The organism is Kitasatospora sp. NPDC059408, from assembly GCF_042751525.1.
Taxonomy (GTDB): domain Bacteria; phylum Actinomycetota; class Actinomycetes; order Streptomycetales; family Streptomycetaceae; genus Kitasatospora.
On sequence record NZ_JBHYWI010000003.1, the window covers coordinates 136,339 to 162,589 of the forward strand.

Annotated in this window: 23 protein-coding genes; 11 read left to right on the plus strand and 12 right to left on the minus strand. The window is 73.0% G+C overall.

The window, feature by feature from the left end; all coding sequences use genetic code 11:
• Positions 1-145: 145 nt before the first annotated feature.
• The 7 genes from ACFXDE_RS04245 to ACFXDE_RS04275 form a co-directional block, all read right to left on the minus strand.
• Positions 146-2,314 carry a bifunctional polysaccharide deacetylase/glycosyltransferase family 2 protein gene (locus ACFXDE_RS04245; RefSeq protein ID WP_380490716.1) on the minus strand — a complete coding sequence of 723 codons (2,169 nt, stop codon included), beginning with the start codon at positions 2,312-2,314 and terminating at the stop codon, positions 146-148.
• Between the two features lie 28 nt (positions 2,315-2,342).
• The gene (locus ACFXDE_RS04250) at positions 2,343-2,924 is read right to left on the minus strand and encodes a hypothetical protein (RefSeq protein ID WP_380490718.1); all 582 of its coding nucleotides are present in this window, start codon (positions 2,922-2,924) and stop codon (positions 2,343-2,345) included.
• Positions 2,925-3,118: 194 nt separating this feature from the next.
• Positions 3,119-4,402: an NAD(P)/FAD-dependent oxidoreductase gene (locus ACFXDE_RS04255; RefSeq protein WP_380490720.1), complete on the minus strand. Its 1,284-nt coding sequence runs from the start codon at positions 4,400-4,402 to the stop codon at positions 3,119-3,121.
• Between the two features lie 102 nt (positions 4,403-4,504).
• Entirely contained in the window at positions 4,505-5,860 is a 1,356-nt protein-coding gene (locus tag ACFXDE_RS04260) for a GH1 family beta-glucosidase (RefSeq protein WP_380490722.1), read from the minus strand.
• 46 nt (positions 5,861-5,906) lie between these two features.
• Positions 5,907-6,749, minus strand: a complete 843-nt coding sequence (locus ACFXDE_RS04265) for a carbohydrate ABC transporter permease (RefSeq protein ID WP_380490724.1) — start codon at positions 6,747-6,749, stop codon at positions 5,907-5,909.
• Complete coding sequence (locus ACFXDE_RS04270) at positions 6,746-7,693, minus strand: carbohydrate ABC transporter permease (RefSeq protein WP_380490726.1); 948 nt, start codon at positions 7,691-7,693, stop codon at positions 6,746-6,748. The genes ACFXDE_RS04265 and ACFXDE_RS04270 overlap by 4 nt, the downstream gene beginning before the upstream one ends.
• A 1-nt stretch (position 7,694) precedes the next feature.
• Entirely contained in the window at positions 7,695-8,996 is a 1,302-nt protein-coding gene (locus ACFXDE_RS04275) for an ABC transporter substrate-binding protein (RefSeq protein WP_380490728.1), read from the minus strand.
• Positions 8,997-9,133: 137 nt separating this feature from the next.
• Here ACFXDE_RS04275 and ACFXDE_RS04280 point away from each other — a divergent pair, with 137 nt between their 5' ends.
• The 4 genes from ACFXDE_RS04280 to ACFXDE_RS04295 all read left to right on the plus strand — a co-directional run bounded on the left by ACFXDE_RS04280 (position 9,134) and on the right by ACFXDE_RS04295 (position 14,744).
• Positions 9,134-10,405: an ROK family protein gene (locus ACFXDE_RS04280; protein WP_380490730.1), complete on the plus strand. Its 1,272-nt coding sequence runs from the start codon at positions 9,134-9,136 to the stop codon at positions 10,403-10,405.
• A 255-nt stretch (positions 10,406-10,660) separates the two neighbouring features.
• The gene (locus ACFXDE_RS04285; protein ID WP_380490732.1) at positions 10,661-12,805 is read left to right on the plus strand and encodes a discoidin domain-containing protein; all 2,145 of its coding nucleotides are present in this window, start codon (positions 10,661-10,663) and stop codon (positions 12,803-12,805) included.
• A 74-nt stretch (positions 12,806-12,879) separates the two neighbouring features.
• The gene (locus ACFXDE_RS04290) at positions 12,880-13,167 is read left to right on the plus strand and encodes a hypothetical protein (protein ID WP_380490734.1); all 288 of its coding nucleotides are present in this window, start codon (positions 12,880-12,882) and stop codon (positions 13,165-13,167) included.
• Complete coding sequence (locus tag ACFXDE_RS04295) at positions 13,110-14,744, plus strand: protein kinase (RefSeq protein WP_380490868.1); 1,635 nt, start codon at positions 13,110-13,112, stop codon at positions 14,742-14,744. Before ACFXDE_RS04290 ends, ACFXDE_RS04295 begins: the two co-directional genes overlap by 58 nt.
• A gap of 10 nt (positions 14,745-14,754) precedes the next feature.
• Here ACFXDE_RS04295 and ACFXDE_RS04300 read toward each other — a convergent pair whose 3' ends face one another.
• Both ACFXDE_RS04300 and ACFXDE_RS04305 read right to left on the minus strand, forming a co-directional pair.
• Positions 14,755-15,228: a hypothetical protein gene (locus ACFXDE_RS04300; RefSeq protein WP_380490736.1), complete on the minus strand. Its 474-nt coding sequence runs from the start codon at positions 15,226-15,228 to the stop codon at positions 14,755-14,757.
• A 362-nt stretch (positions 15,229-15,590) separates the two neighbouring features.
• Entirely contained in the window at positions 15,591-16,043 is a 453-nt protein-coding gene (locus ACFXDE_RS04305) for a GNAT family N-acetyltransferase (protein ID WP_380490738.1), read from the minus strand.
• 301 nt (positions 16,044-16,344) lie between these two features.
• Between ACFXDE_RS04305 and ACFXDE_RS04310 the strand changes: the two genes are divergently transcribed.
• Together ACFXDE_RS04310 and ACFXDE_RS04315 are read left to right on the plus strand one after the other, a co-directional pair.
• The gene (locus ACFXDE_RS04310; protein WP_380490870.1) at positions 16,345-17,898 is read left to right on the plus strand and encodes a Na+/H+ antiporter; all 1,554 of its coding nucleotides are present in this window, start codon (positions 16,345-16,347) and stop codon (positions 17,896-17,898) included.
• A gap of 135 nt (positions 17,899-18,033) precedes the next feature.
• Entirely contained in the window at positions 18,034-18,891 is an 858-nt protein-coding gene (locus ACFXDE_RS04315) for a YhjD/YihY/BrkB family envelope integrity protein (protein WP_380490740.1), read from the plus strand.
• A 10-nt stretch (positions 18,892-18,901) separates the two neighbouring features.
• Here the strand turns inward: ACFXDE_RS04315 and ACFXDE_RS04320 are convergent, their stop codons facing one another.
• Positions 18,902-20,185 carry an MFS transporter gene (locus ACFXDE_RS04320; RefSeq protein WP_380490742.1) on the minus strand — a complete coding sequence of 428 codons (1,284 nt, stop codon included), beginning with the start codon at positions 20,183-20,185 and terminating at the stop codon, positions 18,902-18,904.
• Positions 20,186-20,315: 130 nt separating this feature from the next.
• On the opposite strand from ACFXDE_RS04320, the gene ACFXDE_RS04325 reads away from it, so the two are divergent.
• Positions 20,316-20,891 carry a helix-turn-helix domain-containing protein gene (locus tag ACFXDE_RS04325; RefSeq protein WP_380490744.1) on the plus strand — a complete coding sequence of 192 codons (576 nt, stop codon included), beginning with the start codon at positions 20,316-20,318 and terminating at the stop codon, positions 20,889-20,891.
• Positions 20,892-20,995: 104 nt separating this feature from the next.
• Complete coding sequence (locus tag ACFXDE_RS04330) at positions 20,996-21,823, plus strand: HEAT repeat domain-containing protein (protein WP_380490746.1); 828 nt, start codon at positions 20,996-20,998, stop codon at positions 21,821-21,823.
• A gap of 74 nt (positions 21,824-21,897) precedes the next feature.
• Here ACFXDE_RS04330 and ACFXDE_RS04335 read toward each other — a convergent pair whose 3' ends face one another.
• Together ACFXDE_RS04335 and ACFXDE_RS04340 are read right to left on the minus strand one after the other, a co-directional pair.
• Positions 21,898-22,782, minus strand: coding sequence for a dihydrodipicolinate synthase family protein (locus ACFXDE_RS04335; protein ID WP_380490748.1), 885 nt, complete (start codon positions 22,780-22,782; stop codon positions 21,898-21,900).
• A gap of 1 nt (position 22,783) precedes the next feature.
• Positions 22,784-23,584 carry an aldolase gene (locus tag ACFXDE_RS04340; RefSeq protein ID WP_380490750.1) on the minus strand — a complete coding sequence of 267 codons (801 nt, stop codon included), beginning with the start codon at positions 23,582-23,584 and terminating at the stop codon, positions 22,784-22,786.
• A 219-nt stretch (positions 23,585-23,803) separates the two neighbouring features.
• Between ACFXDE_RS04340 and ACFXDE_RS04345 the strand changes: the two genes are divergently transcribed.
• From ACFXDE_RS04345 to ACFXDE_RS04355, 3 genes are all read left to right on the plus strand, one after another.
• Complete coding sequence (locus ACFXDE_RS04345) at positions 23,804-24,739, plus strand: MerR family transcriptional regulator (protein ID WP_380490752.1); 936 nt, start codon at positions 23,804-23,806, stop codon at positions 24,737-24,739.
• A gap of 156 nt (positions 24,740-24,895) precedes the next feature.
• Positions 24,896-25,300, plus strand: a complete 405-nt coding sequence (locus ACFXDE_RS04350) for a hypothetical protein (RefSeq protein WP_380490754.1) — start codon at positions 24,896-24,898, stop codon at positions 25,298-25,300.
• Between the two features lie 133 nt (positions 25,301-25,433).
• Positions 25,434-26,207, plus strand: a complete 774-nt coding sequence (locus ACFXDE_RS04355; RefSeq protein WP_380490756.1) for a TauD/TfdA family dioxygenase — start codon at positions 25,434-25,436, stop codon at positions 26,205-26,207.
• The last annotated feature ends 44 nt before the right edge of the window (positions 26,208-26,251 follow it).

A 26,251-nucleotide genomic window follows, 5' to 3' on the forward strand; every position in this document is an offset into this window, starting at 1 on the left:
GCCACCCACCCCCGCCCCCCGGGCGCCCTTAAGCTCCGCCCCACCCCCCCCGCCCGGGGGGCGCGGCCGGTTCCCCCCGCCACCCCCCACCGGTTTCGGCGGCCCACCGGCTTCAGGGGCCCACCGGCTTCAGCGGCCCCTGGTTTCAGCCGCCCGCCGGGACCCGGAGGGTGCCGTAGCGCTGCATCCGCTGCCAGCGGAGGCGGGAGCCGGCCAGCGCGGTGAAGACCGACTGGATCACCACCAGGTACATCAGCTGCCGGTAGACGAACTGCTGCAGCGGCAGGCTCCACAGTGGTCCCAGCCGCTCCTTGTCGAGCCGGAACGCGTACGCGCCCATCAGCATCTGGACCAGCAGGAAGGCCGCCCACGTTCCGATGATCCGCACGGGGTCGAGGAAGACGACCCCGTACAGCGCGAAGACGTCGACGACGGGGGCGAGCAGGGGCAGCAGCACCTGGAACATCAGCAGGTAGAGCAGTCCGCGCCGGCCGAGCTTGCCCGCCTGTCCGCGCTGGACGAGGGCGCCGCGGTGCTTCCACATCGCCTGGAGCGTGCCGTAGCACCAGCGGTAGCGCTGACGCCACAGGGCGCCCAGGGAGGCGGGGGCCTCGGTCCAGGCCTTGGCGCGCTCCTCGTAGACCACCCGCCAGCCGGCGCGGCAGAAGGCCATGGTGAGGTCGGTGTCCTCGGCGAGGGTCTCCTCGCCCACGCCGCCGACGGCCAGCAGGGCGGAGCGGCGGAACGCGCCGACGGCACCCGGGACGGTGGGCATGCACTCGGCGAGGTCGAACAGGCGGCGGTCCAGGTTGAAGCCGACCACGTACTCGATGTGCTGCCAACGGCCGAGCAGGCCGCCGCGGTTGATCACCTTGGCGTTGCCGGAGACGGCGCCGACCGAGGGGTCGGCGAACGGCTGGACGAGGTGGCGGACGGCGTCGGGCTCGAAGACCGTGTCGCCGTCGACCATCACCAGGAGCTCCGCGCGGGCGGCCGCGATGCCGGTGTTGAGCGCGGCGGGCTTGCCCGCGTTCTCCTGCCGGATCACGCGCGTGTAGGGGAGGCCGAGCGACTCGACGAGGTCGGCGGTGCCGTCGGTCGAGCCGTCGTCGACCACGATCAGCTCCACCGGGTGGTCGGAGGCGAGCAGCGAGCGCAGCGCGGCCTCGATCCCGGCGGACTCGTTGTACGCGGGCACGATGACGCTGACCGGTTCGGTGACGGGCGGTCCCCACGGGCGGCGGCGCAGCCGCTTGTGCCGGCGGGCGGCCACCAGGACGGCGACGGCCCGCAGCACGCTGATCGCGCCCGCCGCCCACAGCAGCCAGCCCAGGACGGTGAGCACCCAGTTCCCGCTCCGGAGGATCCAGATCAGGGCGGTTCCCTGGAGACGGTCGGCGGTTCCGGCCTGGTGGACGGGGTCGGACAGGCCGACGGCCTGGCTGACGGTGGCGAAGCGCAGGCCGCGCGACTTGAGTTCGGGCAGCAGGGTCTTCAGGGCGGCCACGGTCTGTGAGCGGTCCCCGCCCGCGTCGTGCATCAGCATGACCTGCCCGGGGCCGCCCGGGCGGTCGTCGAGCGCCTTGAGGATCTGCGGGATTCCCGGCCGCTGCCAGTCCTCGCTGTCCTGGGTGGTGAGCACGGTCAGGTAGCCGGAGCGCCCGGCCTGCTGGACGGCGTCCCACTCGCGGTCGTCGAGGGCGTCCGCGCTGGAGGAGTACGGCGGCCGCAGGAGCGAGCTCGTCACCCCGGCGGATCCGGCGAGGGCGAGCTGGGTCTCGCGCAGTTCCAGCGAGCGGCGCCAGGCGGGGGCCGGGCCGAGGTCGGTGTGGGTGAAGGTGTGCACGCCGATCTGGTGGCCCTCGGCGACGATCCGCCGGATCAGGTCGGGATGGGCGGCGGCCTGGGTGCCGACCACGAAGAACGTCGCGTGCACCCCCTCCTTGCGCAGGACGTCGAGGATCTGCGGCGTCCACGTCGGGTCGGGGCCGTCGTCGAAGGTGAGGGCGACGGTGCCGGACCCGGGCGTGGCGCTGCGCGGCTGCGGGCCCGCGGTGTCGATCACCGGACCGCCGTCGCGGACGGCTGCCGGGACCGCGTCGGCGGACGTGGGCGTGGCGGCCTGGTCGGGTCGGTCGTCGAAGCTGTGCTGGGTGTAGCCCTGGAGCGCGAGGGCGCCGGTGAGCGTCAGCAGCAGGGCGGTCAGCAGGAGCCAGTGGGTGCGCAGCGGGCGCTGGCGGACCACGCCGCGCCGGCCTCGGCGGGCGGACGCGCGGGTGGGGGCGGGTGTTCTTCGTCGGCGGGCGGTGCTCATCGTGCGGCTCTCGGTGGGTGGGCGGAGGTCACTGCTTGTTGGGGTGGCCGTTCGGGTTCCCCGGCGGGGCGCTGGGGCGGCCGTGCCCGGGGGTGGGGCTCGGGTGCTCCGACGGCGTGGCGGTCGGGGCCGGCGCCGTGGTGGCCGTGGGGCCGGCGGGCGCGCTCGGTGCCGCAGGGCTGGTGGCCGACGGGTGCTGGACGCTGACCGGGGTGACGGCCCGCGGGTGGGTGGGCGCCGCGCTCGGGTGCTCGCTGGGTGCGGCCGCGGCCACCGGCCCGGCGGTGGGCGCGTCGGACGGCGTGGCCGTCGGGTCCGGCGCGCTCGGTGCCGGCGGCTGGGGGAGCGGCAGGAACGGCGCGTTCACCGTCGGGCCGCCGAGCAGTGCGCTCGCCAGCAGGGCCAGGTACCCGCCGGCCGGTACGGCCAGTGCCACCCCGAGGCGGCGGATCCTGCGCTGGCGGCGGCCGGAGGAGTCCACGAACACGGGCGGGGGCGGCGGCTCGGCGTCGGAGACGGCGGGCAGTTCGACGGTGGCCTCGCCCGCTCCGTCCCCGGTGAACGGGACGTGTTCGGCGGTCGGCCACGGTTCGTACGGTGTGACGGGCACGGTGTCGGGTCCAGGTCTTCTCGGTTCACAGGGCTGTCAGGGCCGCACCTACGGGTCACGGGTGAGCCGACGGTGCACTGGTCGTGATCTGTTCAGCGCCGGGAGCCGGAGTTCCGTCACACCCTCCCCGCCGGATTCCGCCTTGACGCCCGGGCCCGGTGGGGTACCGGGACGGAACCGGGGTTCGTGCCGGCTCAGCGATCCGTCGGAGCGCTCCCCGCGGCCGTCGCGCGGTGCTTGATGTTGACGGCCGACGCCTGGGCGATCGCCACGGGGTTCAGGAAGCGCATCGGGCCGATCAGGCGGGATCCGAACCGGTGCATGTGCCGCGCCAGCGATCCGTCGCGCGCCGCCGCCGAGAACATCAGCCGCTCCAGCGGGTTGAACGGGCGGGCCTTGGCGAAGTCGGCGGCCAGGAACTGGTGGCCGCGCATCCGGCGCTGGTGCGTGCGGGCGTACGCCGCCAGCGCCCGGTCGAGGTCGCCGCGCCCGGCGGCGGCCGGGGCCACGGCCTCCGTCAGCCACGTCGCGGACTCCAGCGCCCATCCGCAGCCCACACCCCACAGCGGGTCGCTGGTCAGGGCGGCGTCGCCGATGAACGCGATGCCCGGTGCGGCCGGCGTGCGGTCGACCAGCGGGTAGTCGAGCACGCCGATGATCTTCGAGACGCGCTCGGCGGAGTCGATGGGCGGCGCCTCGGGCAGGGCGCGGACGAAGGCGGTGAAGCTGCCCTCCAGGTCCTTGCGGAAGCCCGGCAGCCGTTTCTTGTCCGGGACGACCGCGACGACCGTGACCCCGTCGTCGTTGGGGAACGCGTACGCCATGTCGGGTTCGAGGAACCAGGTGTGGGCGATCCCGCCGGGCAGCGGAAGGCCGCGGAAGTGCGCGAAGTACGCGAACCGCGTGTTCTCGTGCAGTCGCGCGGGCACCCCGGCGTGCTTCGCCACGGCCGAGTCCTTCCCGTCGGCGCCGACCACCAGGCGGGCCCGGAGCTCACGTTCGCCCTGCGGCGTCGACGCGCGCACCCCCACCGTCCGTCCGCCTTCCTGGATCAGCCCGGTCACCTGGTGGCCGAGGAGCAGATCGACGCCGGGGGTCTGCCCCGCGCGGGACCTGATGATCGGGTCGAGGGTGCTGCGCCGCACGTTGTACCCGTACGGCAGCTCGGGGCCCGGTGCGGCGCCCGGTTCGATCCAGCCCCAGCGGGTGTACCAGCGAGCCTCGTTGCGGACGGCACCCGCCTCCTCCAGGGCGGGTATGAGGCCGAGCTCGTCCAGCACCGGGTAGGCGTTGGCCGTGAGGGAGTGGGTGCACAGGACCTTGTACGCCCCGGGGTCCGAGCGGCGTTCCAGCAGGGCGACACGGACTCCGCGCCGGGCGAGCAGGATCGCCGCGGCGCTGCCGGCGAGGCCGGCTCCGCTGATGACGCCGTCGTAGTCGTGTTCCGTTTCGTGTTCCGTGCTTCCGGCTCCGGTCATCTGCTGATGTCCCCCTTCGGAGTGGCGCTGTTCGCGGCGGTGGTGCAGTGCCACTGCTCCCAGGAACGTGAATCGTTGTCAAGTCCCTTTGACCGGAACGCTTCAGGAATCCTCCCGGCGGCGCGTCCGGTGGGCCGCGATGAGGTCGGCGTACGTGCGGCCGCTGGTCTTCACGGTCCGCCGCTGGCTCGGGTAGTCGACGTGGACCAGGCCGAACCGCTTGTCGTAGCCGTACGCCCACTCGAAGTTGTCGAGCAGCGACCAGGCGAAGTACCCGGCCGGTGCCGCTCCCCGGGCGGCGGCCCGGGCGCAGGCCGCGAGGTGGTCCCGGAGGTAGGCGGTGCGCTCGGGGTCGTGCACGCTGCCGTCGGGGGCGACGGTGTCGGGGTAGGCGGAGCCGTTCTCGGTGACGTAGATCCGCCGGACGCCGTAGTCGTGGGTCAGCCGCAGCAGCAGCTGTTCGAGGCCGGAGGCGTGGACCTCCCAGGGCATGGCCGTGTGGCGGGGGTTGGGGCCGGGCAGCTGGCGGAAGCGGGGGGCGGGGCCGTGCGGGTCGTCGGCGACGACCTGGCGGAAGTAGTAGTTGAGGCCGAGCCAGTCGAGGGGCGCGGCGATCAGCTCCAGGTCCCCGGGGCGGACGGGCAGGTCGACGCCGTACTCGGCCCGCATGTCCGCCGGGTAGCCGCGGCCGAGGACGGGGTCGAGCCACCAGCGGTTGACGTGGCCGTCGGCGCGGGCGGCGGCGGCCCGGTCGGCCGCGGAGCGGGTGGCGGGCTCGATCGGGCTGAGGTTGTTGACGATGCCGATCTGCGCGCCGGGCACGGCCGAGCGCAGGGCCGCCAGGGCCAGGCCGTGGCCCAGGTGCAGGTGGTAGGAGGCGCGGACGGCGGCGGTGAGGTCGGTGAGACCGGGCGCCATGGTGCCGTCCAGGTGGCCGATCCAGGCGGAGCAGAGGGGTTCGTTGAGGGTGGCCCAGTGGGTGACGCGGTCGCCGAGGCGTGCGCCGACCACCGCCGCGTACTCGGCGAAGCGCTCGGCGGTGGAGCGGGCCGGCCAGCCCCCGCGGTCCTGCTGGGCCTGGGGCAGGTCCCAGTGGTAGAGCGTCGGGAACGGGACGATGCCGGCGTCGAGGAGGCCGTCGACGAGGCGGTCGTAGAAGTCCAGCCCGGCCTGGTTGACCGTGCCGTCCGCCAGCGGCACGACGCGCGGCCAGGCGATGGAGAACCGGTAGGCGTCCAGGCCCAGGCGGTGCATCAGGGCGACGTCCTGCGGCCAGCGGCGGTAGTGGTCGCAGGCGATGTCACCGGTGTCGCCGGCGGCGATCCTGCCGGGGGTGTGCGAGAAGGTGTCCCAGATGGACGGTGCGCGTCCGTCCGCGTCCACCGAGCCCTCGATCTGGTAGGCGGCGGTGGCGGCACCGAACAGGAAGTCGGCGGGCAGGTCGCTGAGGTCGGTCACGGGTGTGCCTTTCGGCGAGGGGGTGTCCGGTGGGCCGGAGGTGTGGTCATTTGACGGCGCCGGCGGTCAGGCCGGCGACCAGGAAGCGCTGGAGCAGCAGGAATCCGGCGACGACGGGCACGCTCACCACCAGGGAGGCAGCCATCACCTGGTTCCAGTAGACGTCGCTGAGGGTCGCGTAGCCCTGGAGGCCGACGGCCAGCGTGCGGGTCTCGTCGTCGGTGAGCACCGAGGCGAAGAGCACTTCGCCCCACGCCGTCATGAAGGCGTACACGGCGACGGCCACGATGCCGGGGAGCGCGGCCGGGACGACGACCCGCACCAGCGCCCGCACCGGCCCGCACCCGTCGACCAGGGCGGCCTCGTCCAGGTCGCGGGGGATGGAGTCGAAGTACCCGGCGAGCATCCAGATCGAGAACGGCAGTGAGAAGGTGAGGTAGGTGAGGATCAGCCCGCCGCGGCTGCCGTACAGGGCGATCCCGGTCGCGTTGCCGAGGTTCACGAAGATCAGGAACAGCGGCAACAGGAACAGGATGCCCGGGAACATCTGGGTGGACAGCACCGTGACGGTGAACAGGCGGCGGCCGCGGAAGCGGTGGCGGCTCACCGCGTACCCGGCGAGGATCGCGACCAGGACCGAGCAGACGGTCGAACCACCCGCGACGATCAGCGAGTTGACGAGGTACCGGCCGAGCGGCACGGTGCGCCAGATGTCCGCGTACGGCCGGAGCGTCACGGTGCTGGGGATCCAGCGGAACGGGCCCTGCACGTCCTGGAGGGGCTTGAGCGAGCTGGAGACCATCACCAGGACCGGCGTGGCCGCGAAGACCGCCAGCGCGGCGAGCAGCACCCGGCGTAGCCACCGGAACGACGCGGACGCCCCGATCATCGCGCGCTCCTTCGGCGTGCGGTGAGCAGCAGGTACACGGCCGTCACCAGCAGGAGGAAGAGCAGCAGGAGCACCGACATGGCGGAGCCCGCGCCGAAGTTCCAGGTGACGAACGAGGACTGGTAGACGTGCACGGAGACGAGGTCGGCGGCCTCGGGGGCGGACCGGCCGAACAGCAGGTAGGGCGTGTTGAAGTCGTTGAACGTCCACAGGAACAGCACGAGCACCAGGACGCGGTTGACCGGGCGCAGCGACGGCAGGGTGATCCGGCGGATCTGCTGCCGGATGCCGGCGCCGTCCAGGGCGGCCGCCTCGTACAGCTCGCGCGGGATGTTCTGGAGGCCGGCGGTGACGGTCAGGAACGCGAACGGCCAGCTGCGCCAGACGGCGACGGTGACCAGGGCGGCGAAGCTGTTGCCGCCGAGCAGCCAGAATGGCTTGTCGTCGACGAGGTGGAGCTGGTCGTGGAGGACGTGGTTGAGCAGGCCGGTGTCGCGCTGGAACACGAACGACCAGGTGATGACGGCCGCGTACACCGGCAGCGCGTAGGGGAGCAGGAACAGGGCGCGCAGGAGTCCGCGGCCCCGGAAGGCGTCCTGGAGCAGGATCGCGGCGGTGGTGCCGATCAGCCAGGACAGGCCGACGGTCAGGACGGTGAAGGCGCAGGTGATCCCGAAGGAGTGGAGCAGCGCACGGCCGACGGGCGCGTTGATGTCGACGGTCGTGCGGTAGTTGGCGAGGCCGGTCCAGGGGGCGGCGGACCAGTCGCGGATGGTGAACTGCGTGAGCTGCTTGAGGCTCATCGCCGCGCCGACGACCATCGGCGTGAGGTGGACGAGCAGTTCGAGGAGCAGGGCGGGCAGGAGGAGGACGTAGGGCAGGGCGGCGCGGCGGCGGGCGCTGCGGTCGGGCGGGGCCGGACGGGCCGGTGGCGTGGTGGTCACGTCAGCGGGCCGGCATCTGCTGCTGGGCCTTGGCCAGTTCGGCCCTGACGGTGTCGTCGGTGGGGGGTTTGCCCGCGGCGGCGGCGCCCATGAGGTTCTTCACGGCGGTGCCGACCAGGGTTTCGAACTGGCTCTCGTCCGGGACCTGGGGGAGCGGGGCGGCGCTGGTCCTGAGCACGTCGGAGAGGGTCTTGAGCTCGGGGGTGGCGAAGGCCGGGTCGTTCTGGGCGTCCTTGACCGGCGGGATGGAGCCGTAGGCCCGGTTGAGCCGGATCTGTTCGTCCGTGCCGGTCATGAACGTCACGAACTTCAGTGCGCCGTCGGTGTTGTGGCTGCTGCGGAGGACGGCCAGGTTGATGCCGGCGGCCATGGAGGCGGTGGCGCGGTCCCCGGTGGCGCCGGCGGGCGCGGGCAGCGGGGCGACGGCGTAGTCCTCGGGTTTCATGCCGTGCGAGGCGAGGTTCGCGCCGGCGGACTGCCACATCAGCATCGCGGCCTTGCCGGTGGCGAAGTCGGTCACGGACTGGTTGTTGGCGTACTCGGCGTTGCCGGGCGCGGCGATCCGGTCGGTACCGAGCAGCCCCACGTACCGTTTGACGGCGGCCACGGTCCCGGGGCCGTCGAAGGTCGGCTTTCCGGTGGCGTCGAAGAAGTCGGCGCCCTGCTGCTTGGCGAGGGTGAAGGCGTGGTGGACGTCCTCGGTGGGGCTGCCGCCTTCGAGGGCGAGGCCGTGGCGGTCGCCGGCGGTGAGCCGGTGCCCGTCGGCGATCAGTTCCTCCCACGTCGTCGGGGGGTGGTCGATCCCGGCTTCGGCGAACAGCTTCTTGTTCCAGTACAGGCCGTAGGCCATGGAGTAGAGCGGGAGGGCGGCAGGGTCCTTGCCCGCGGCTCCGGTGGAGGCGAGGGCGGAGGGCAGGAAGCGGTCCTTGCCGCCCGTCTTCTCCATCGCGGCGGCGTCGAAGGGCAGCAGGGCGCCGGTGGCCTGGAGCGAGGCGGACCAGGTGTTGCCGATGTTGAGGACGTCCGGCCCCTGGCCGGAGGTGGTCGCCGTGAGGATGCGGTTGAGCAGGTCCGACCACGGGACGACTTCGAGCTTCACCTTGATCCCGGTCTGCTGCTCGAACCTCTTCAGCTCCGGCTCCAGCACCTGGCGGTCGTTGTCCAGGCTGGTGCCCTGGTTGGACGCCCAGTAGGTGAGGGCGGCGGGGCCGGTGTCCGCGCCCTCGCCGCCTCCGCAGGCGGTGGCGGCGAGGGCCAGGACGGCGGCGAGCGAGGTGACCGCGGCGGTGCGGCGTGCGGGCATGATGGTGGTGCCCCTCTCGGACAGGGTCGGGCGGACTCGGTCGATTGCCTTGAGCGGCGAAGTACCCTGTACAGCGGCTTACTTCAAGGCGTGATTTAACGACCGGGGGAGCCGTCCGTCAAGCGAGGGGACGAGGAATGATGGAACCGGGACACAAGGGCGTGTCCGCGGCCGGGCGGGCCGGGAACACGGTGCGGGACCTGCGCCGGGGCAGCCGGTCGGCGGTGCTGCGGAGGCTGTACTTCGACGGACCGCTCAGCCGCCAGGAACTGGGCGCGCTCACCGGCCTCAGCGCGGGCTCGGTCAGCAACGTGACCGGCGAACTGCTGGCGGACGGCCTGGTCGAGGAGTGCGGTTCGGTCGGCTCCGACGGCGGCCGCCCGCGCACCATGCTCCGGGTCGCCCCGGGCCGGGCCCGGCTGGTGGGGGTCGACGTGGGCGAGACCCAGGTCCGGGTCGCCCTGTTCGACCTGGCCCGCGCCGAACTCGCCGCCGCCGACCAGCCGTTGTCCGACCGTGGCCGGGACGTCGGCCGGGTGGCGGAGCTGATCCTCGCCGGGCTGGCCGACGTGCTCGACCGCACCGGCACGGCCGCGGAGCAGGTCCTCGGCGTCGGGATCGGCGTGCCCGGGATCGTCGAGCAGGGCGCCCCCGGCACGGACGGGCCGCACGTCGTCGTGCACAGCCAGACCCTGGGCTGGGACGCCGTCCCCCTCGGCCGCCTGCTGCGGGCCGGCACGGACCTGCCGCTGTTCGTCGACAACGGCGCCAAGACGCTCGGGCAGGCCGAGATGTGGTTCGGCGCGGGCCGCGGGGCCCGGCACGCGGTGGTGGCACTCCTCGGTTCGGGCGTGGGCGCCTGCGTCATCGCCGACGGCGCGCGTTTCCGGGGGGCCACGAGCAGTGCGGGGGAATGGGGGCACACCAAGGTGCACGTCGGCGGACGCCGCTGCCGCTGCGGTGCCCGCGGCTGCCTGGAGGCCTACGTCGGGGCCGGGGCGCTGGTCGAGCGGTGGGGCGCCGCGGCGTCCTGCCGGGGCGAGAAGTCGGGCCTGGCCGCGTTGTTGGCCGCCGCCGAGGCCGGGGACCCGGGCGCGGTGGGGCTGCTCGACGAGGCCGCCGAGTACCTCGGGGCGGGGATCGCCGATCTCGTCAACCTGTTCAATCCGGAGCGGATCGTGATCGGCGGCTGGGCCGGCCTGCTGCTGGGCCCGCGGCTGTTGCCGGGCATCCGTGCCGCCGCCGGCGAGTACGCCCTGCGGTTCCCGTGGGAGCACACGCTGATCGTCCTCGGCACCCTGGGGCCGGAGGCGGTCACCCTGGGGGCCGCCACACTGCCGCTGTCGGACTTCCTGGATTCGGGCGGGCAGGCCCGGGCCGGTGCTCAGCTGACCGACACCACCGCATAGTTCACGGTGTGAGGAAAGTCCGGTCGGAGGGTTGACAGTGTACGGCGGCGGCCCGGAGACTCCCCGTCAGGGATGTCGCCGGGCTCGGCCGGCCGACCGGGTGACACCCCGACCCCGCTCTCCGGCACCCCCCGATCGCGCGGCTCGGCGAGCCCGGCCACGGGCCGCGGCCGCGCCCCGCCGGAGCCCCCACCCACCTCACCGAGGGGCATGCCCATGAGGCGTTCTTCAGCACGCCGACGTACGGGACTGGCCATGGCACTGGGCCTGTTCGCGTTACTCGCACCGGCCGTCGCGCCATCGGCGCCGGCCGCGGCCGCCGCGTCCAGGACCGCGACGACGGCCGCCGCCGACTGCGGGACCGACAACGCCGCACGGGGCCGGCCGGCCACCGCCTCCTCCACGGAGAACGCGGGCTCACCGGCGGCCGCGGCCGTGGACGGCGACCCCGGCACCCGCTGGTCGTCCGCCTTCAGCGACCCCCAGTGGCTCCAGGTCGACCTCGGCAGCGTCCGCCAGGTGTGCCGCGTCGTCCTCGACTGGGAGACCGCGTACGGGCGTTCCTACCAGATCCAGGTCTCGGACGACGGATCGACCTGGCGCACCGCGTACGCCACCGACCACGGGACGGGCGGCACCGAGACCCTCGCGGTCAACGGCACCGGCCGCTACGTGCGCATGAACGGGCTCGCCCGCGGCACCGCCTGGGGCTACTCGCTGTGGGAGTTCCAGGTCGACACCTCCGACGCGCCCCCCGTCCAGGGCGGCGGCGACCTCGGGCCCAACGTCCTGGTCCTCGACCCCTCGACGCCCGACATCCAGGCGACCGCGGACCGCGTCTTCAAGCAGCAGGAGTCCAACCAGTTCGGCACCGACCGCTACGCCCTCCTCTTCAAACCGGGCTCCTACGGCAGCCTCAACCTCCAGCTCGGCTTCTACACGTCCGTCGCCGGCCTGGGACTGAAACCCGACGACACCTCGATCAACGGCGACGTCACGGTCGACGCCGGCTGGTTCAACGGCAACGCCACCCAGAACTTCTGGCGCTCCGCCGAGAACCTCGCCCTCACCCCGGCCAACGGCACCGACCGCTGGGCGGTGGCCCAGGCCGCGCCGTTCCGCCGCATGCACGTCCGCGGCGGCCTCAACCTCTCCCCGGCCGGGTACGGATGGGCCAGCGGCGGCTACATCGCGGACAGCAGGATCGACGGCAGCGTCGGCAACTACTCGCAGCAGCAGTGGTACACCCGTGACAGCGCGATCGGCGGCTTCTCCAACGGCGTGTGGAACCAGGTCTTCTCCGGTGTCCAGGGCGCGCCGGCCCAGAGCTTCCCCAACCCGCCCTACACCACGCTGGACACCACACCCGTCTCCCGCGAGAAGCCCTTCCTCTACCTCGACGGCGCGGACTACAAGGTGTTCGTCCCGGCCCTGCGCACCAATGCGCGCGGGGTCTCCTGGGACGGCGCCCTCCAGGGCGAGTCGCGGCCGCTGAACCACTTCTACGTCGTGAAGCCGGGAGCCACCGCCGCGACCGTCAACACGGCCCTGGCCCAAGGGCTCGACCTCCTCTTCACCCCGGGCGTGTACCACCTGGACCGGCCGATCGAGATCACCCGGCCCGACACGGTGGTGCTCGGCCTCGGACTGGCGACCCTCGTGCCCGACAACGGCGTGACCGCCGTCAAGGTGGCGGACGTCGACGGCGTGCGGCTGGCCGGACTCCTGGTCGACGCCGGGCCCGTCAACTCGCCCGTCCTCGTGCAGGTCGGCCCTGACGGCGCGGGCGCCGGCCACGCCGCCGACCCGACCACCCTCCAGGACGTGTTCGTCCGCGTCGGCGGCGCCGGCGCCGGAGCGGCCACGAGCGGCATCGTCGTCAACAGCGCCAACGTGATCGTCGACCACACCTGGATCTGGCGGGCCGACCACGGCACCGGCGTCGGCTGGGACACCAACCCCGCCGACTACGGCCTCGTGGTCCACGGCTCCGACGTGCTCGGCACCGGACTGTTCGTGGAGCACTTCAAGAAGTACGACGTCGAATGGTCCGGCGAACGCGGCCGCACGATCTTCTTCCAGAACGAGAAGGCGTACGACGCCCCCAACCAGGCGGCCATCCAGAACGGTTCGACCCTGGGCTTCGCCGCCTACAAGGTCGACGACGCGGTCGCCGTCCACGAGGGCTGGGGCCTCGGGAGCTACTGCTACTTCAACGTCGACCCGACCATCCGCATGGACCACGCCTTCGAGACGCCGACGCGGCCCGACGTCCGCTTCCACGACCTCCTGGTCGTCTCGCTCGGCGGCAAGGGCCAGTTCAACCACGTCGTCAACGACACCGGCGCCGCGACCACCGGCACCTCCACCACGCCGTCGACCGTCACGGCCTACCCGTAGGACCCTCCGCACCCGGCCCGGCCCCGGGTGGCCGGGCCGGGTGGCCCGGGGGCCACGGCACTAGAGTGACCCGCATGTCTGGTGGGGTGGGGTACGTCGTCAACGGCCGGTACCGGCTGGACCGGCTGATCGGCCGGGGTGGGATGGGCCGGGTGTGGGGTGGCCACGACGCCAACCTCGACCGGGTGGTCGCGGTCAAGGAGCTGATGCTCCCGGACGACCTGCCCGCCGACGAGCGCCGTGAGCTGGTGGAGCGGGCCTGCGCGAGGCGCGCGTCGCGGCCCGGCTGCGGCACGACGGGGTCATCACGGTCCACGACGTCGTCACCGACGGCGGGATCCCGTGGATCGTCATGGAACTGATCCAGGGTTCGTCCCTGGCCGACGAGGTCCGCGAGCGCGGGGCCCTGGACTGGCGCAGGGTCGCGGAACTCGGCGCTGCCATGGCCGACGCGCTGGCCCACGCGCACGCCGCCGGCATCGTGCACCGCGACCTGAAGCCGGAGAACGTCCTGCTGTCCGGCAGCCGCGCCGTCATCGCCGACTTCGGCATCGCGCGCGTCCTCGACGCCACCACCCAGCTCACCCGCACCGGCGTTGCCATCGGCACGCCGCACTACATGGCGCCGGAGCAATTGGAGGGCCGCGAGGCCACGCCCGCCAGCGACATGTGGTCGCTGGGCGCCACGCTGTACGCGCTCGTCGAAGGCCGCCGCCCGTTCGACGCGACGACGCTGACGGCGCTGTACGTCTCGATCCTCACCCAGCCGCCCGCGCCGCCCGAGAAGGCCGGCCCGCTGGCCGGGGTGCTCGACGCGCTGTTGAGCAAGGACCCGGCACTGCGCCCGGACGCGACGGCGACGGCCGACTCGCTGCGCAGATGCCTGCAGGCGGTGGTGACGGGGCCGGTCGTCGTGCCGCCGGGTTACACCCCGACCGTTCGCGGGACGAGCTTCGATCGGCTCCCGTCCCCGAGTCCTGTGCTGCCTCCTCTTCCGCCTCCTCCTGGGCCGACGGTGTCGGCGCTGCGCCCGCTGTTCGTCTGCGAGCCGGGCCGGATCGTCGAGCGGGCCCAGCTGCAACCGGTCCTCGCCCGGGGCGTGCCAGCGCTGGCGGTGAGCCTGCACGGGCGGTCGTGGTCGTCGCTGGAGGTCCACGAGGCGGGGGCGCCGCCGCGAAGCCTGCCCGGGTTGGACGGAGGCGTGCTCCTGGCCGCCGACCACGACGCAACCACGCTGACGGTCCTGCGGCAGGCGGACCAGGAGCTCGTGGAGGCCGACCTGCGCGGCCGGGAACCCGTCCTCGGCCACCCGCTGGTGCTACAGCCGGAGTCGCCGAAGCAGTACATCACCGGCGCGGTCTTCGAACATCGAGGCAAGCGCGGAATGGCCCTGGCCGGCCCGGACCTGCAGCCCATCGCCCAGGTGGGATCGGGCCGCTGGCGAGCCATCGTGGGCGGCTTCCGCCCCTCGCACGTGCTCCCCGCCCCCAACCGCACCGTGATCGGCTGGCGGGCCGCGGCCGGCGCGGTGGCCTGGGACGGCTCCAGCGGCTGGGTCCGCCACACCTTCGGCAACCGCACCGACGTGACGGACGTGGCCCCGAGCACCTCCGGCAAGCTGCTCTCCCTGACCGGCCCGTCCGGCCTGGCCGTCCACGAGGCCGTCACCGGCGAGGAGATCGGCCGCCTGCCGGTCGAGGCGGCCGAGGGAGACCAGGCCCTCGTCGACGACTCCCACCGCCGCCAGATCATCGTGGCCCACATCGCAGAGACCGCCATCCGGATCTGGGACCTGACCCACCGCCAGATCATCACCGAACTCCCCGCTCTAGGCGAACCGGTCCTGGCCGCCCGTCTGATCCCAACTCCCACCGGCCCCGCCCTGGCCCTGGCCACCCCGTGGCGGGCCGGCGTGCTGCCGCTGCCGCCACGGGCCTAGCCGGGGCCGGCTACGGCCACGGGTAGCCCACGTACCCGGGGTTGTACCCTCCGCAGAGCTCGGCGGTGGCACGGGGATCACCTGCGGTCAGTTGCGCTTCAAGGCGCTTGGCCTGGTCCGGCGGGTCGTCTGCGGAGATCGGGAGGGTCATCAGGAACTGGGCCCAGGGCAGGTCTGCTTCCTCCCGGCCAGGGGGATGCCTCAGGACGACGTCGATCCGATCGGGTTCCCTGCGGGAGGCCCAGACGGCTTCCAACTCGCAATCCCACCTGGCGAGCCAGTCCTCGCGTCGCCTCAGCCCCGCTTCAAGCAGCGTTGCAACGACCGCTGCCGGCCACTCCCAACTGCGGTCCTCCTCGGCACGCAGGACCTCGGCCTCGTACCGATCCGCGGCGAACCGAAACTCCGGCAGGTCGAAGCCCCGCTCGGCCGGGTCGCGCCAGCCTGCCCAGACGACATGGTCCTCGTCCCGCGTGACCGTCACGTACAGAGCGCTGCAGCACTGCTCCAAGCCGCACCCGGATCGAGCGAGCCGAACCTCGTGGGGCGTCGCAGTGGCATGCAACGGCCTGCCCCGGCCCAGGAGATACCGGGGGCCCGAACCCACGAAACGGGGGCCGCCTGACTTCGTGCTGCGGAGGGACAGGTCGGCCAGGAGGTCCCGGCCGCTGACGATCGGGCGGACCTCCAGGTAGCCCTCGCCGGGTGGTGGGCAGAGGATGCTCAGGCTGAGAGTGTCCGGTTCTGTGGCCATCGGCCAAGGATCACGGAGCCGGCCGCAGCTGTCATGCGACTTTGCGTGGCTCCACTCAGGGCGGTGGTCGGCCGGCCGGGAAGGGCGGATCTCTATGACGTCATGTCACGCAGGTCGGGGCGGTTCCTGGGCAGTCCGAAGCCTGCCATCTGCTTCTCCTCGTAGGACAGGAAGCCGAGACTCCGGTAGAACGCATGGTTGCGCTCGCCTTCCGGTGACGACTCGTGGTCCGTGGAGAGGAGGAAGAACCGGCAGTGCGAGTAGCGTCGCATGAGGTGTTCGACCAGGGCCCGGCCGACACCCTGTCGGTTATGCGCAGGGTTGACCACGACGTCCTGGACATAACAGATGTGTTCGTCGTCGGAGACGGTCCGGGCCAGTCCGAGGAGCGTTCCTGAAGCGTTTCGCGCGGTGATGACAAGATGAGAGTTCCGCATGCCGCGACAGAGCTTGTCGACGTCGGCGGTGTAGCCCTCCCAGCCGACCGAGGCGTAGAGGCCCAACATCTCATCAGGATCGAAAGTGGCTTCTTCCGTGACAAGCACGCCAAACCCCCTGCGGCCGTGCCGCGTCTCCGTGCCGACGACGTCTCCCTGCAGCTGACTCCACACTCGTCAGTCACGTCAAGATCGGTATCTGTCGGCCTCGACCGACAGGGCACGTCGCTCGGTTCGGGGTACGAACCCTGTTTCCGGCGGCTGCTCCCCGGCGGATATGCGCTGTCACCACCGCTAATGCACCGATAAGATGACCGTAGGTGTGCCGGGAAGCCTGGTCGGCTCGGGGGACTACTGCGGCAATCGGGCGGCGGTGACCCCGTTCGTCGTGGTGGGGTTGTTTCCGTCGATGCACGTAGTCGGGATCGTTCTCGTCCTGGTGGTTCTGGGCACGGCCGTGGCCACCTTCGCCGGGCGCCTGCGGGTGCCCGCGCCGTCGCTGCTCGTCCTGGCCGGTGTCGGGGTGGCCCTGGTGCCCGGCGTCCCCGCGCTGCACGTTCCGCCGCAGATCATCGGCATGGTGGTCCTGCCGCCGCTGCTGTACGCCTCCGCCGAGGAGCTGTCCCTGCGGGACCTGCGCACGGTGTGGCGCCCGGTCACGATCCTCTCCTTCGGCCTGGTCTTCGCCTCCGCCGCCGCCGTGGGCTTCGCGGCCGTCGCCGTCGCGGGCCTGCCGCCCGCGATGGCGTTCGTGCTCGGCGCCGTGCTGTCCAGCACCGACCCGGTGGCGGTCACCGCCCTCGGGCGCCGGCTGGCGCTGCCGGGACGGGTCCAGGTGCTGGTGCAGGCGGAGAGCCTGTTCAACGACGCGACCTCACTGGTGCTGTTCAAGGTGGCCGTCGGCATCGCGGTGGCCGTCGGCGCGGCGGTGAGCGTGCCGGCGGCGGGCGGGGAGTTCCTGCTGCTCGGCGGCGGCGGGAGCCTGGTCGGAGCCGCCGTCGCGGGCCTGGTGTGGCTCGTCCGGCGCCGCACCGTCGACCCGGTCCTGGAGACCGTCATAGCGCTGGTCACCCCCTACGCCGCCTACGTCCTGGCCGAGTCCGTGCACACCTCCGGCGTCACCTCGGTCGTCGTCGCCGGCGTGCTGCTCGGCCGCTCCGGCCACCGGCTCACCGACGCCCACATCCGCCTCCAGCTGAACGCCGTCTACGCGGTGGTCGTCTTCCTGCTGGAGAGCGTCGTCTTCAGCATCGTCGGCCTCGAACTGCCCACCCTGGTACGGGACCTGCCCGCGGGCACCGGCCTGTGGCCGCTCCAGGCGCTCGCCCTGGCCGCCGTGCTGATCGCGGTGCGCGTGCTCTCCACGCTGCCGCTGACCCGGGCGGTCAAGCCGACGCAGGGCCGCGGCCGGCTGTCCTGGCGGGTGGCCGGGGTGGTCACCTGGGCCGGCACCCGCGGGGTCATGCCGCTGGCCGCCGCCCTCTCGATCCCGCTCGTCACCGACGACGGCACGAAGCTCGCCGGACGCCCGCTGGTCCTGGTCCTCACCACCGCCGTCGTCGTCCTCACGCTGGTCGGCCAGGGCCTCACCCTGGCCGCCGTGGTCAACCGCTCCGGCCTCGCCCTCGAACCCGAGCACACCGTCCGCGAGGAGGACGACGCCCGCGACGCCCTCAACCGCACCGCCCTCGACCACGTCGAGGACCTCGCCGAGCTGGAAGCCCTGTCCGACACCGCCGTCGACCGCGTCCGCCGCGCCCTGACCGCCCGCCTCGACCGCACCCCCGAGACCCCCGACGGCACCACCGCCGACGCCTCCTACCGCCAGCTGCGCCGCGAGGTCATCGCCGTCCAGAGCACCGAACTGCGCCGTCTCTACGACGAGCACCGCATCAGCGACACCACCCGCCGCCGCCTCCAGCACGACCTCGACCGCGAGGAGGCCGCCCTCGGCACGCCGTGACGCCGACGCGGACGACCGCCGTCCGACCGGATGACGGTTCCGGTGCTCCGGGGCGCTCCGTGATAGGACGTCGGGCGAGCGGCGTCGTCCGCCGTCACGTCCCTGCGGGTCCGCAGCGAGGGGGAGCCGCCAGCCATGAGGGCCGACAACCGCCTGACGCGGATGGCGCGGATGGTGCGTTCGGCGAGGGAGCGGTACGCGGGATCGTGGGCCGAGGCGCTGTGGAAGCGGCTGGAGGCGGTCGACTTCATGAGCCAGGGGCTCCAGTTCGCCGCCACGCTCCTGCTCTGCTTCTTCCCGTTCATGATCGTGACGAACGCGCTGGCCGGCCGGTCGACGGTGACCGCCCTGGTGCGGCGCCTGGGCCTGGACCGGCAGGCGTCGGCCGACGTGAGCGACCTGTTCGCCCCGTCGGCCACCACGAGCAGCGCCGTCACGGGCACGGCGTCGGTGTTCTTCGTCCTGGGCGGCTTCGCCGCGGCGTCGGCGCTGCAGCAGCTGTACCAGCGGATCTTCGAGCTCCCTGGGCGGGGCGTGCGGGACGTGCTCCACCAGGTGCTGTCGCTGGCCGTGGTGATCGCGGGGGCGGCCCTGGCGGCGTGGACCGGGCCGGCGCTGCACCGGGTGGGCGGGCCCGTGCTCCTCGGGGCCGTCGCACTGGTGGCGGCCGCCCTGCTCTGGTGGGTGCTGATGCGGCTCCTCCTGGCGGGCCGGGTGCCGTGGCGGGACCTGCTGCCGTCCGCCGTCATCACCGCCGTCTGCTACCTGGGGATGCGGGTGGTGTTCTCGTTCACCGCCTCGGACACCGTCACGTCGAACACGGCGGAGTACGGGCCGATCGGGGTGGTCTTCTTCCTCATGTCCTGGCTGATCGCCCTCGGCGTGGTGATCATCCTGGGGGCGGTCACCGGGATCGTCTGGCGGGAACGGGGCCTGTCGCTCCGGGCGGCCCTGGGCAGGCGGCCCCGGCCGGGGAAGCCCGGCCGGGGCTGAGCGGGACGCCTCAGGACACGGGTGCGGGCTCGGGAGCCGCGGGCACGTCGTCGGCGGTCCTGCGGGTGAGTCGGCGGATCTGGGGTTCGAGGAGGACCGCCGCGCTGAGGAGGGTGCAGATCACGGCGCACGCCCACAGCGCGCCGGAGATGCCGAGCGCGTTCGAGACCGGGCCGGCCAGGGCGATGCCGAGCGGGGCGAGGGAGAGCGAGCCGAGGTGGTCGTAGGCGCAGACGCGGGAGAACATCTCGGCCGGGATCTCCTGCTGGAGCGCGACCATCCAGTTCACGCCGAAGACGGTGACGCCGACGCCGGAGAGGAACATCGCCGCGATCAGCACCGGCAGCGGTGCCGCGAGCGCCAGGGCGAGCGCTGGGACGCCGAACAGGAACACGCCCCAGTTGCCGACCAGCAGGATGCGGCGCGGCTGCCAGCGCACCATCAGCAGGCCGGTGACGACCAGCCCGACCCCGTAGGCGGCCATCGCCAGCCCCCAGTCCGCGGCGCCGCCGAGCCGCTCCTCCGCGACGACCGGACCGTACACGGACTCGACCGCGCCGACGCAGGCCACCAGGACGGAGAACTGCAGGACGACCACCCAGAGCCACCGGCGGGAGGCGAACTCCCGCCAGCCGTCCCGCAGTTCGCTCAGCATGGTGGTGCCGGAGGCGGCGGGTGCGGCCTCGGCCTCCAGGAAGAAGCGCAGGGCGGCGGCGACCAGGAAGCAGACGGCGTCGAGGCCGAGCACCCAGCCGGGCCCGACGGCGGCGGTGAGCGCGCCGCCGAGGGCGGCCCCGCCGATCTGGCTGGCGTTCTGGCCCATCCGGAAGACCGAGAACGCCCGGGCGGCGTGGTCCGGCGGGACGCTCTGGAGGATCATGCCCTCGGCCGCGGGGGCGTAGAGCGCGAAGCCGGCGCCACCGGCCGCGGAGAGGACGAGCAACTGCCAGAGCTGGGTGTGGCCGTTCAGCACGAGCGCGGCCAGGACGGCCTGGGAGAGGCCGCTGAACAGGTTGGCCGCGACCATGACGTGGTGGCGCGGCAGCCGGTCGGCGAGGGCGCCGCCGATCACCAGCAGCAGGACGGTCGGCAGCAGGCGGGCGGCTGTGACGTACCCGACCTCGGTGCCGGACCCGCCGTCGCCGAGCACGGCGAAGGCGGTGGCGATCGGCGCACCGGCGTTGCCGAGGCCGCCGACCACGGTGGCGGCCGTCTGGATCCGGAAGTTGCGGCCCGCCCAGGCGAAGCGACGGGCGGGCGGGGGCGGGGGCTGGGGTGGGGGTTGGCTCGGCACCCAGCGACTATGGCCGAAGGTTCGGACAGGCGTCCATCGGGTTTGGCGCGGCCCTGCCTCGAACGGCGGGCCGGTCCGGCGGGCGGTGATGGGATGATGGGCCGGACGATTCGCGGGTGAGGGGTGGGACATGGCCGGCAGGTTGCGGGTGCTGAGGCAGCAGAACCGGCTCAGCCTCGAAGCGCTGGCCGAACAGGTCGGGGTCACCAAGAGCTACCTCTCCAAGATCGAGCGCGGGCTCGGCGACCCGTCGATCTCGACGGCGCTCAAGCTCGCCCACGCGCTCAAGGTCGACGTCGGCCGGCTCTTCTCGGACGAGGTGGAGCCGGAGCTCGTCACCGTCGTCCGCGCCGGGGAGCGGACGCCGATCGCGAGCGGGGCCGGCCCGGGCGCCCCGAACTACGAGGGCATCGCGACCGGGCTCAGCGGCAAGCGGATGGTGCCGTTCGTGATGTACCCGCCGCTCGACAACGCCGGATCGCCGTTCAAGTCGCACGCGGGGGAGGAGTTCTTCTTCGTCCACGCGGGCACGGCGGAGCTGGAGTTCCCCGAGCGGACCGTCCACCTCGGGCCCGGGGACAGCGTCTACTTCAACTCCGCTCTCCCGCACCGCTGTCGGAGCACCGGGCCGGAGCCCGCGCACATCCTCGTGGTGATCCACGACGACCCGGCCGGCCCCTCGGACCGGGTGCCGAGCCTGCCCTGACGCCCTCCCGGCCGTTTCGGGCGGCTTGGTAGAGTGCCGCAGCCCGAAAGGTCGGGCACTGACGGCCGACGGCTCGGTGCGGCCGGAGTGACGAGGGGGACGATGTGAGGGACCTGGCGGCGGACGACCAGACCGTGCTGCTCGATGAACTCGTGGCCGGACTGCTCGACCCCGACGGCGATCTCGACGAGCTGGCCGCGATCGGGGCCCACCTCACCGGCACGCTCAGCGCCGACCTCGTCCCGCGCCTGGAGGCGCACCTGGAAACGGCCGTCGCCGCCCGGAACCAGTACGCCCGCTCCGTCCTCGCCGGCCTCCTCGCCGAGACGGCCGGCCGCTCGTCCCTGCCCGTGCTGCTGCGGGCCTGGTCCCGCGACCTGGGGGACGACCAGGACGGCCTGACGACGATGATCACCGTCCTCGCCCAGGACGATCCGTCCGCCGCGCGCCGCACCCTCCTGCCCTGGACGGAGAGCGCCGACGCCGACCTGCGCCGGGCGGCGCTCTGGCTGCTCGGCTTCGTCCCCGACCCGGCCGACGTCGCCGTCCTGGCCCGCGCGGCGCACGACCCGGACGAGCGGATCCGCAGCGTGGTCGCCGGCGCCCTCGGCAGCCACGGCACGGACCCGGCGGCCGTGGACCTGATGGTGGGCCTCCTGGCCGATCCCGCCGAGCAGGTGCGCATCTCCGCCCTCAGCTCGCTCGGCTACCGCCGCCAGCCGCGCACCCTGCCGGACATCTGCCGCCTCGTCAACGACGACAGCCCGCGCGTGCGGGCCTGGGTGGCCATCGCCCTGCGGCGCTTTCCCGCGACGGAGATCGGCGACGAGGCGGTGGCCGACGTCCTGGCCAGGCTGGAGCGGGACGCGGAGCCGCACGTCCGTGATCAGGCGATGGCCGCGCGGCAAGGGGCGGCCCGCCGGGGCCGGTGAACGCCCTCGCCCGGTGAACCCCGTGCCCGGCTCCGCCGCTCGCGACGGGGCCGGGCACGGTACTCGCCGGGTACTCAGGCGGCCGCGGCCAGCAGCCGGGCCAGCTCCGCCGTCCCCGCCTCGTCGAGCGGGAGCAGCGGCTTGCGGGGCTCGCCGACGTCCAGGCCCCGCAGGGCCAGTCCCGCCTTGACCGTCGTCGGCAGGCCGCCGCCGAGCAGGAACCGGAGCACCGGCAGCTGGCGGTAGTACACCTCACGGGCCCTGTCCAGGTCGCCCGCCTGCACCGCGCGGTACAGCTCCAGCGTGAGCTCCGGGATGACACAGGGTGCGGCCGTGCACCAGCCGGACGCGCCGGCGGCGAAGGCCGCCAGGGCGAGCGGGTTGGAGCCGTTGTAGAACGGCAGGGCGCCGTCGGAGAGTTGGGTGAGGCGGTGCATCCGCTGGATGTCGCCGCTGCTCTCCTTGACCATGGTGATGTTGTCGACCTCGGTGACGAGCCGGTGCAGGAGCTCCGGCGGGAGGTCGACGCCGGCCGTCGCCGGGTTGTTGTAGACCATCAGCGGGATGCCGACCGCGTCGGCGATGGTGGTGTAGTGGCGGGTGATCTCCCGCTCGTCCAGGCGCCAGTACGAGAGCGGCAGCACCATCACCACGTCGGCGCCGACCTTCTCGGCGAACCGGGCGCGGCGGACGGCGCTGCGGGTGGTGAGGTCGGCGATGCCGACGACGGTCGGGACGCGTCCGGCGACGGCGGAGACGGACGCCTCGGCGGCGGCGTACCACTCGGCGTCGTCGAGGTAGGCGCTCTCGCCGGTGGAGCCGAGCGGGGCGATGGCGTGGCAGCCACCGGCGATCAACCGCTCGATGAGGGCTGCGAGTCGGACGAGGTCGAGGCTGCCGTCGGTGCGCGAGAACGGGGTCACCGGGTAGGCGATGATCCCTTCCAGGGTGGTCGCCATGTCAGGAGCCCTCCCGGGCGGTGAGCGCGTCGCCGTGGCCGGCGCGCAGGGCGCGGCGGGTGTAGTAGGCGAAGTTCGCCTGGCCGCGCTTGGGCGTGGACGTCCAGTCGTGGGCCTCCTGCGCGAGGAGTTCGGGGATCTCCTGGATCTTCCCGGCGGCGCTCGCCAACAGCTGGAGTTTCGCGGTCCGTTCGAAGAGCAGGGCGAGCGTGCACGCCTCCTCGACCGTCCCGGTGGCGACGAGCTGGCCGTGGTGGGCGAGCAGCAGGGCGCGCTTGTCGCCGAGGGCGGCGGAGATGATCTCGCCCTCCTCGTTGCCGACGGGGATGCCGGGCCACTTCTCCAGGAACGCGCAGTCGTCGTAGAGCGGGCACGCGTCCATGTGGGAGACGATCAGCGGGGTCTCCAGCATGGACAGCGCGGAGATGTGCAGCGGGTGGGTGTGGATGACGCAGTTGACGTCCGGGCGGGCGCGGTAGACCCAACTGTGGAACCGGTTGGCCGGGTTGGCCATCCCGTCGCCTTCGAGGACGTCGAGGTCCTCGTCGACGAGGAGGAGGTTGTCCTCGGTGATCTCGTCGAAGCCGAGCCCGAGGCGCTGCGTGTAGTAGGTGCCGGGGCGCTCGGCGCGGGCGGTGATCTGCCCGGCGAGGCCGGAGTCGTGCCCGGCGTCGAACAGGATGCGGCAGGTCAGCGCGAGCTTCTGGCGCACCGTCCAGCCGTTGTCGGGTATCGCGGTCGCCATGCGGCGCTGGGCGAGGTCCACCAGTTCGGACTTGCCCGCCTGGAACGTGTCGGCCATGGGGCCCGGCTCTCCTTCGATCCTCGGTGGTGCCGTGGTTGAGAACACATCGTTCACAGTAGGACACAAGGTGTCCTCCGTCCAGAGTCCGTCCAGAGTCCGTCCAAGGCGCCGTTCGGAATCCCGTGATGGAACGTCAACGGCCGGGAGCCGGTCCACTACCGTTCGGCGGGCGAAGGAGCTTGAGTCTCCAGCAGGGGGAGACGCGAAGGTGGGGGCATGGACGGCGACACGCTCTTCCCGATCGGTGACCTGGCCCGGCGCACCGGGCTGACGGTCAAGACCATCCGGTTCTACTCCGACTCCGGGATCGTGCCGCCGACGGACCGCAGCCCGGCCGGCTACCGGCTGTACGACGTCGGCGCACTCGCGCGCCTGGACCTCGTACGCACGCTTCGCGACCTGGGACTCGACCTCGCCGTCATCCGGCGGGTGCTGGACGACGAGGTCTCGGTGCCCGAGATCGCGGCCGCGCACGCCGACGCCCTGGAGGTGCAGATCCGCACCCTCCGGCTGCGGCGGGCGGTGCTGCGCGCGGTGGCCAAGCGGGGCTCCACCACCGAGGAAATGGATCTCATGCACAAGCTCGCAAAGCTCTCCGACGCCGAACGCCGGCGTCTCATCGGCGACTTCATCGACGACACGTTCGGCGGCCTGGACGCCAACGCCGAGTTCGTCGACATGATGCGCTCGGCCATGCCCGACCTGCCGGACGACCCCGAACCCGACCAGGTGGACGCCTGGGTGGAACTCGCCGAACTCGCCCAGGACCCGGACTTCCGCGCCGCCGTCCGCCGCATGGCGCAGTACCAGGCGGCCGAACGCGCCCAGGGCGACACCACCGGACTCCACCAGCAGCTCACGGAGACCGTGCGCGACGAAGTCGGCCGCGCGCTCGACGCCGGCACCGCCCCGGCCTCGCCCGAGGGCGGGCGCATCCTCGACACCCTGAGTGCCCGCTACGCGGAGACCTTCGGCCGCGCCGACGACTCCGACCTGCGCCGGTGGCTGCTGACCCGCCTGGAGGTCGCGGGCGACCTGCGGACGGAGCGCTACTGGCACCTGCTGGCCGTCATCAACGGCTGGCCGGTCCCGCCGAGCCTGGCCCCGGTGTTCGCGTGGCTCACGGAGGCCCTGCGCGCCGGGAGCCGATGACGCGCAGGGCCGGGCCCTCGCTGCGAGCGGTCACGCCGCGGGGACTCCCCTTCTCCTACCGCTTGACGCGGTTCCTGGGTCGGCAGGGACGGAGTCGTCGCTGCGGGTGGCGCGCACCCCTGGCCGCCGGGGAGTGGCGGGTGCTAGACAATCACCATGCTGTTTCTGGGGGTCGCGCTGTTCGTTCTCGTGATGACGGTGCGGATGGTGAAGTACGTGCTCGACCTGAACGCCGACTTCCGGCGGGTGCGCGGCGAGGGTGTCCGCTTGCAGGCCGAGGTGGTGGACTACGACAAGCGGGTGGGGGACCGGGCCGACGAGTTCTACCTGCGGCCCATCGTGCGGTACTACCTGAACGACCGCACCTACCAGGCCACGGTGGGAAACGCGTCCGGCAGCAATCCGCTGCCGCTGGGTTCGTTCACGACCGTCGTGGTCTCGCCCAAGACGCCCTACGCGCCGTACGACCCGTACCAGGGCATCGGCGGCGCGGTCGTGTTCGCCTTCGTGGCCCTGGCGGCATCGGTGGGGATGCTGTACTGGGCGATCGCGCGCCTCTGACCGCCGGGTGTGCGTCAGCGGGGCGCGGTGGCGCTCCGGCGCGCCCGGCCGGTGCTCCGTCAGGCCGGTGACCTGCACGGCGCAGGGCCTTACGCTCGCGGTGTGTCCGGGTCGAGGCGGGAGGAGGCCGTTGATGGACGCACCGGTCGCGGTCGGAGGGCCCTCGGCGTGGCAGGGGGCGGAGCTGGAGGAGCGCGACTGGGTGGTCCCGGTGGACCGGGTCGCGGAGCACCTGCGTCACGGGCCCGGATTCGCGGTCGTGCGCGGGCTCGACCTGGAGGCGCCGGCCGACGAGGACTGCGTCGAGGTGTGCCGCCGGATCCTGGCACAGGTGGGCGAGGTGCGCCCGGTGGACCTGGCCCTGCCCGGGCACAACCTGCTGACGGCGGGCGCGCAGCTGGACGAGGCGGAGCTCGGGCCGCACACCGACCGCGGGATGTCCCCGCGGCCTGCGCGGCTGATGGCCCTGCTGTGTGTACGCCCGGCGGGCTCCGGCGGCGACTCGCTGCTGGTCAGCGGGCATGCCGTGCACGACGTCCTGCTCGGCTCCCGCCCGGAGGTGCTGCCGGCCCTCTACGGGGACTTCGACTTCGGCGACGGGCCGGGCTACGAGCGTGTCTACCCCGTGTTCCGGCGCAGTGCCGGCCGGCTGGAGGTGCAGTACAACCGGTACTGGATCACTCGCGGTCAGCAGGAGTGCGGCTCGCCGTTGACCGATCGTCAAGTGGAGGCCCTGGATGCCTTCGACGAGGTCGTCGCCGACCCGAGGATGGTCCTGCGCGTGCAGCTGGGGCGCGGTGACCTGTTGCTGGTGGACAACACGACCGTGCTGCACGGCAGGACCGCCTTCGTCGACCCGCCCCCGCCGCGGGCCGGGCGCTGCCTCGCGCGGGTGTGGGCCGACTGAGGGTCGATCCGGTGGGCGAACTGCCCCATGCAGGACCAACCGTC

Coding starts and splice junctions, on each gene's coding strand:
- ACFXDE_RS04335 (WP_380490748.1), bottom strand. CDS start 22,782: ATGGCGACCACCCTGGAAGGGATCATCGCCTACCCGGTGACCCCGTTC.
- ACFXDE_RS04285 (WP_380490732.1), top strand. CDS start 10,661: ATGGCACTGGGCCTGTTCGCGTTACTCGCACCGGCCGTCGCGCCATCG.
- ACFXDE_RS04355 (WP_380490756.1), top strand. CDS start 25,434: ATGGACGCACCGGTCGCGGTCGGAGGGCCCTCGGCGTGGCAGGGGGCG.
- ACFXDE_RS04345 (WP_380490752.1), top strand. CDS start 23,804: ATGGACGGCGACACGCTCTTCCCGATCGGTGACCTGGCCCGGCGCACC.
- ACFXDE_RS04315 (WP_380490740.1), top strand. CDS start 18,034: ATGAGGGCCGACAACCGCCTGACGCGGATGGCGCGGATGGTGCGTTCG.
- ACFXDE_RS04265 (WP_380490724.1), bottom strand. CDS start 6,749: ATGATCGGGGCGTCCGCGTCGTTCCGGTGGCTACGCCGGGTGCTGCTC.
- ACFXDE_RS04325 (WP_380490744.1), top strand. CDS start 20,316: ATGGCCGGCAGGTTGCGGGTGCTGAGGCAGCAGAACCGGCTCAGCCTC.
- ACFXDE_RS04310 (WP_380490870.1), top strand. CDS start 16,345: ATGCACGTAGTCGGGATCGTTCTCGTCCTGGTGGTTCTGGGCACGGCC.
- ACFXDE_RS04340 (WP_380490750.1), bottom strand. CDS start 23,584: ATGGCCGACACGTTCCAGGCGGGCAAGTCCGAACTGGTGGACCTCGCC.
- ACFXDE_RS04245 (WP_380490716.1), bottom strand. CDS start 2,314: ATGAGCACCGCCCGCCGACGAAGAACACCCGCCCCCACCCGCGCGTCC.
- ACFXDE_RS04280 (WP_380490730.1), top strand. CDS start 9,134: ATGATGGAACCGGGACACAAGGGCGTGTCCGCGGCCGGGCGGGCCGGG.
- ACFXDE_RS04350 (WP_380490754.1), top strand. CDS start 24,896: ATGCTGTTTCTGGGGGTCGCGCTGTTCGTTCTCGTGATGACGGTGCGG.
- ACFXDE_RS04255 (WP_380490720.1), bottom strand. CDS start 4,402: ATGACCGGAGCCGGAAGCACGGAACACGAAACGGAACACGACTACGAC.
- ACFXDE_RS04290 (WP_380490734.1), top strand. CDS start 12,880: ATGTCTGGTGGGGTGGGGTACGTCGTCAACGGCCGGTACCGGCTGGAC.
- ACFXDE_RS04275 (WP_380490728.1), bottom strand. CDS start 8,996: ATGCCCGCACGCCGCACCGCCGCGGTCACCTCGCTCGCCGCCGTCCTG.